General features: G+C 39.7%; 5 protein-coding genes. 2 read left to right on the forward strand and 3 right to left on the reverse strand.

From position 1 onward, the window contains the following. Positions 1–815 (reverse strand): HEAT repeat domain-containing protein (locus tag CK510_RS22985; protein ID WP_143289393.1); only part of this gene is annotated, 815 nt, incomplete at its 3' end. Between the two features lie 621 nt (positions 816–1,436). On the opposite strand from CK510_RS22985, the gene CK510_RS22990 reads away from it, so the two are divergent. After that, positions 1,437–2,723 (forward strand): tetratricopeptide repeat protein, encoded by a 1,287-nt coding sequence (locus CK510_RS22990; RefSeq protein WP_095723901.1) that lies wholly within the window; start codon positions 1,437–1,439, stop codon positions 2,721–2,723. Positions 2,724–2,833: 110 nt separating this feature from the next. Beyond that, positions 2,834–4,786: a S9 family peptidase gene (locus CK510_RS22995; protein WP_245912332.1), complete on the forward strand. Its 1,953-nt coding sequence runs from the start codon at positions 2,834–2,836 to the stop codon at positions 4,784–4,786. A 317-nt stretch (positions 4,787–5,103) separates the two neighbouring features. On the opposite strand, the gene CK510_RS23000 is transcribed toward CK510_RS22995, so the two are convergent. Both CK510_RS23000 and CK510_RS23005 read right to left on the reverse strand, forming a co-directional pair. After that, on the reverse strand, positions 5,104–5,496 hold the full coding sequence (locus tag CK510_RS23000) for a hypothetical protein (RefSeq protein ID WP_211293270.1): 393 nt from the start codon (positions 5,494–5,496) through the stop codon (positions 5,104–5,106). A 210-nt stretch (positions 5,497–5,706) separates the two neighbouring features. Next, positions 5,707–6,159, reverse strand: coding sequence for a hypothetical protein (locus CK510_RS23005; protein ID WP_095723902.1), 453 nt, complete (start codon positions 6,157–6,159; stop codon positions 5,707–5,709). Positions 6,160–6,327 lie beyond the last annotated feature (168 nt).

The following is a 6,327-nucleotide window of genomic DNA, read 5'->3' on the forward strand; positions in this document are numbered from 1 at the left end:
CGGACAGATGTATCGCTATCTTTGAGGAGTAAAGCCACATCCTTGGCATATTCCTTAGCCTGCATATTCCCCAATGCATCTGCTGCGGAATTACGGACATAAGATTCGCTATCTTTGAGGAGTAAAGCCACATCTTTGGCATATTCCTTAGCCTGCATATTCCCCAATGCTGTTGCTGCGGAATTACGGACATAAGATTCGCTATCTTTGAGGAGTAAAGCCACATCTTTGGCATATTCCTTAGCCTGCATATTCCCCAATGCTGTTGCTGCGGAATCACGGACATAGGATTCGCTATCTTTGAGGAGTAAAACCACATCCTTGGCATATTCCTTAGCCTGCATATTCCCCAATGCATCTGCTGCGGAATCACGGACACCGTAATCGCTATTTTTGAGGAGTAAAGCCACATCCTTGGCAACTTCCTTAGCCTGCATATTCCCCAATGCTGTTGCTGTGGCAGCACGTGAAGTGTTTTTTTCTTGTTCGTCCTTATCTGTTGACGATAGCTGTTCCCTTAGCTGCTGAACTAGCTTGTTGTAACTTTCTTGATTATTCTCTTTATTACTTGCGTCGATTAGAGATTTGGGATTATCTAACTTATACTGCTCTAATGCTCTTGCCGCAAACAATCGCACAGCCGCATCAGTGTCATTTAGCGCAGCCACAATCCCTTTTATTTCCCAAGGTTGGGGTATAGGTTTTTCTTTCTCAGCTTTCTTAGCAGTTACCCAGGGAGCAGCCAGGAAAATCACCAGCAACAACGTCAAGGGGAAAATAAACAAAGGCGAAAATTTGCGGCTAAATTTGAGCATAACTACAGGGATGACGCTGCAAGAATGATACTAGATATCTCCTGTATTTGATACATGCTGCAAATATGAAGTTTCGGATAAGGGACTTCCAAATAAAAAAATACCCAACTTAATTTCTTGTGGGATAAGCTCTCCAGCCCGTCATTATCTAGAGCAGGCTGGAAGCCCACTCCACAAAACTGGAGAATATATTTCTTGGAAGTCCCTAATACCAATTTAAAAAATCATTGCAACACATTAGACATCTCCAACAATTAACTATGCGTTGTCTACAACCCTTGTAGAGACATGATATATTACGTCTCTACATTCCCGAAATCACCACGAAAAATTATTAAGAGTGTTCCAACAAATAAATGATCCCGCTTGAGAACCATCGACGTTCGATTGGTATTGAGATGCTACCCTCCGGGAAGTCTTACACCTACCTACGTCGGCATGACAGTTTGGGCACTTTTTTACTTGGAATACTCTAACCGAACCGTATTGGAGGCAAACAGCCGTTCCCCCTTGCATAATGTCTGGAGATATATATTAACCAAGTGGCGAGTTGATGGGGATTATCGCACAATTGGAAACAGGTTCTTCTATTTGTTGCGTTCACCCATAACAACCAAAGCCATGACTCAAGAATATTACAATCGAGGCTTGGAAAAGGCTAAAGAAAAAGACTACGCTGGTGCAATTTCCGATTTCACCCAAGAGCTACAATTAAATCCCTATTTTGCTGAAGCTTATTTGCAGCGAGGTTTGGCTTATTACGATTCTGGCAACATATTACATGCTGTTTCGGATTATACGGAAGCTTTGAAGCTGGATTCCCAGAATATTCAAGTATATTATAGTCGGGCATTGGCGCGAATGGTGTTAAAGAATATACCTAGCGCTATGGATGATGTGGAGAGAGCTATTCGTATCGATTATAGTTATGCTGCTGCCCATAATCTGCGGGGAACTTTACTGCGGAAGTCGGGAGATATTCATAATGCTATTTTCAGCTTCAAAAAAGCGGCAGAATTATATTTGCAACAGAAAGACGGAGAAAATTGTCGTTTGTGTATGGAGAAAATAAAGCAACTCCAACCCAAACCTCAATCTGTAGCAAGTTCAAAATTAACTAGTCCAAAACCAACTCTAAAACCACTAGGAATAGTTTCAGAAGGAGACTATTTTAAGCAATTAATTGAAAAAGCTGAAAATGGAGATATTCGCGAAGCTTTAGAAAGCTTAGGTTGGGCTATGGAAGTAGATTCCCAAGATGGAAAAGCTTATTGCTGTCGGGGTGTAATACGCTGCAAGCAAGGACAATTTACCGATGCTATTTCTGATTTTAATCAAGCTTTGAGATTTAATTTTCATGATGCCATTGTTTATCGCAACCGGGGTAAAGCCAGATTACAAATGGGTGATAATCAAGGAGCTATTGCTGATTTTAATTTGGCATTAGAATTAGAGCCAAAAAATGCGATGATGTATGTTGCCAGAGGGAATGCACATCGTTCAACTGGTAATTATTTGAAAGCGACTCAAGACTATACAAAAGCGTTAGAATTTAACCCTGATGATGCCCAAGCATATTACAATCGTGGTTTAGCAAATACCCATATTGAAGAAATGCAAAGTGCGATTGATGATTATCAAAAAGCAGCAAGTATTTTTTGCGAACAGGAAGATTGGAAAAATTATCAGCAAGTATTAGATAATTTGAAAAAAATAACTGTTCCCAGTAAAGATTTAACCAAGCCAAAGTCAGCTTTACAACGTCAAAAGTTATTGAGATTAGTTGGTGGTTATTGGGAAATTGCCGAACGATTAATTGAAGATGCAAAATATCAGTATCCGGGGATGTCAGAAGATTGGTATATGGAAAAAGTTATTAATGATATAGAAAGAGATAGAAATAATTGAATACCGTAGAGACGACTCGCTGAGTCGTCTATATCAAGTTAAAATTTGGTGAGTTGCGATCGCTAAATAAAATTTTCCCCTCAACAGCCAGAATTTGAGATAATCGGTAAATGCAATTTTTATCAAGATTATTTTGTACATTCCTCGCAGTAGTATTACTACCAACCTTTATGGCTGCTGCCCAAACAACAAACATCACACCCAGTGATAACTTAGTAGTTGAAGGGATTCCACCAATCCCAACCACATTAGTAGAAAGTGTAGAACGCTACACGAATTTTCGATCTGCGAGTCTTTCAAATTGGCATCCTAAACGTCGCGAAATGCTAATTTCAACAAGATTTGGCGATACACCACAGGTGCATTTAGTCAAGTTTCCTCTCGGAGCGAGAAAACAAATTACATTTTTCCCCGAACGTGTTGGAGGAGGCAGCTTTCAACCCACACAAGGAGATTATTTTGTCTTCAGTAAAGATATTGGTGGCAATGAATTTAGCCAAAATTACCGCTACGACTTAGCCACAGGGGAAGTTACCCTACTAACCGATGGAAAATCGAGAAATGCTGGTGGTGCATGGTCAACAAAAGGCGATCGCATTGTCTACACTTCCACTCGTCGCACTGGTAAAGACAATGATTTCTATATTATCGACCCTAAAAACCCCAAAACCGATAAATTACTGGCACAATCTGAAGGTGGTGGATGGGGTGCATTAGACTGGACACCAGATGATACCCAAATACTAATTACTGAGTATGTATCAGCCAATGAAAGCTATTTGTGGTTGATGAATGCAACAACAGGTGAAAAGAAACTCATCACTCCCAAAGGAGGAAAAGAAAAGATTTCCTACGATGGAGGAATTTTTACTAAAGATGGCAAAGGTTTATATAGCATCACCGATAAAGAATCAGAGTTTTCCCGGTTGGCATACATCGACTTAAGCACAAACAAACATACCTTTATTACTAGTAATATTCCTTGGGATGTGGAAGATATCGACCTTTCCGAGGATGGTAAAAATTTAGCTTTTGTCACCAACGAAGACGGAGCAAGCATTCTACATCTACTTGATACCGCAACCAACAAAGAAAAACCATTACCAAAACTCCCTGTTGGGCAAGTATACGGTGTTACCTGGCATAAAAATAACGAAGACTTAGGCTTTACCCTTGTTTCTGCCCGTTCCACAGCCGATGTTTACTCCCTAAATATTCGCACCAATAAAGTGGAAAGGTGGACTGAAAGCGAAACTGGAGGTTTAAATACCAGTAATTTCACTGATGCACAATTAGTTCGATGGAAAAGCTTTGACGGTAAAACCATTTCCGGATTTATCTATCGTCCTCCTGCTAAATTCAAAGGTAAGCGTCCTGTAATTATAGACATTCACGGGGGACCAGAAGGACAATCTCGCCCTGGTTTTTTGGGACGCAACAATTATTACTTAAATGAATTGGGTGTAGCTTTATTATTTCCCAACGTGCGGGGTTCCACTGGTTACGGAAAGACTTTTCTTACCCTTGATAACGGTTTCAAGCGGGAAGATTCAGTCAAAGACATCGGTGCATTATTAGACTGGATAGCCCAGCAACCCGACTTAGACAAAGATAGAGTCATGGTGACGGGGGGAAGTTACGGTGGTTACATGTCCTTAGCGGTTTCCACAAATTACGCTGACCGAATTCGAGGAGCCATAGACATTGTGGGGATTTCCAACTTTGTCACCTTCCTCGAAAAAACCGAAGGTTATAGGCGCGATTTGCGACGTGTGGAATACGGAGACGAACGGGAACCGAAAATGCGTGAGTTTCTCTTAAAAATTTCCCCAGTAAATAATGCCCAAAAAATTAAAAAGCCTCTATTTGTAGTTCATGGGAAAAATGACCCTCGTGTACCCTTAAATGAAGCCGAGCAAATAGTAGCAACTGTGAAGAAAAATAATGTGCCGATGTGGTATTTAATGGCAAAAGATGAAGGTCATGGATTTAGTAAAAAGAAAAATATTGACTTTCAATTTTACGCGACGGTGATGTTTGTGAAGGAGCATTTATTGAAGTAATACCAATTAATTCTATGTGAAGCTTCATAGAAAAATCCTTATCTAGCAAGGCTTTGGCTCAATTAATTATGTGCAGCTTCATACTAGAATGGTCTAGTACGTAAAGGCAAAAGTAAAAAGTAAAAAGGCAAAAGAAAGAAAGATGATTTTATCAGCTTTTCAACCATTTTAGATGGTAGCTTTATTTCCGCCGTTGTGTACTAGTTAGTCAGGGATTATAAATCCCTGCCTAATCGCGAAACTCCTCTTTAAGAGGACTTGATTTACGCCGACTCACCTAAGTGATTTGCGATAGGAAGAACCACTTGAGTGATTCGTTATGCAGGGCTTTCAGTGTGCTGAGATAAAAACACCCAAGCAAAGAACAGCATAAATACTAAATCGTTTAGCCCGTAGATACTATAAAAAGCCCCAGCAAAAACATCCTGGGAATAGAGTGGTGCGAGACTATTCTCCGAAATCCACCTAACCCAAGCCACAACGTAGACGAGTTTCTCTATAGCAAAGGCTCCTATCAGCCACTTAATGTTTGATTGAATGAATGCAGTACCGAGATAGGTTAGACCCCATACAACAATCATAAGCAGCCCAAAGTTCGACATGACAATGGGGTCAGCGTTATTAATAGCGACATTGGTAAATACTCGTGAAAACACAAGAACACCGCCGATATTCATAAACGCAGCTGCAATAAGTCCATTTTTTACCAAGTTTCTATTCACTCTTTCCCTCTAGTAGTCCACCAAGTAAACTTTGACAGATAATCAACTCCCTCAATTTTTCTTCTTCTCCTCTTTCTACCCTCCGGGAAGCCACTGCGTCTCTATGGCGTTCTCTGCGTCTACCCTACGGGTAGGCACGGAGTGACTTCCGAAGGTAGCTGCTCCGCATCTATGGCGGTTTAATCCTTTACCGATTCCCTAATTCTCTTTTATATATCCAAGTTTCCAATTCACTGGGTTTTTCAAATCATCAACTTTACCTTTGGAAATTAATTTCAAAGCAGTACGAGTATTTATCAAACCCTTCATTAAATAATAGCCTGGTTTAGCACGAACACCTTCAGCTTCAACCGTTCCTTCATAGGCAAGAACACCGCAATGGGTTTGTTCCCCAGGAATTTCCAACTTAAATAATTTATCATTAATATTTCCACCAGGAATCATAAAAATTCCAAAAACATGATGCTGACCATGCCAAGGTTTTACTACTATCTTTTCTGGGTGAATATAGGATTTAGAATTATTATTTGAAAATCCCCATTCGTAACAGCCAACAATAGGCGATCGCTTGGATAAATATGAATAACTAATTACCCCAATCAGGGCAAATATAAATAATATATAGAGGTACTTATATTTAGACTTATTCAACTTTAACACTTCTTACTCATCACCACTTTGACTAGTTATGATTTTAGTTATAGCTAACAGATTAAAAAAAAAAGGTATTATTGAAGTCAAATTCAGTAAATCACAAAGTTTTTTCCAAGGCTTATGCTCATTCAATCACTAAGTATAGTTAAGTAACTTTATACACTT

The sequence above is a fragment of the Brunnivagina elsteri CCALA 953 genome (genome assembly GCF_002289455.1).
Lineage (GTDB): Bacteria > Cyanobacteriota > Cyanobacteriia > Cyanobacteriales > Nostocaceae > Brunnivagina > Brunnivagina elsteri.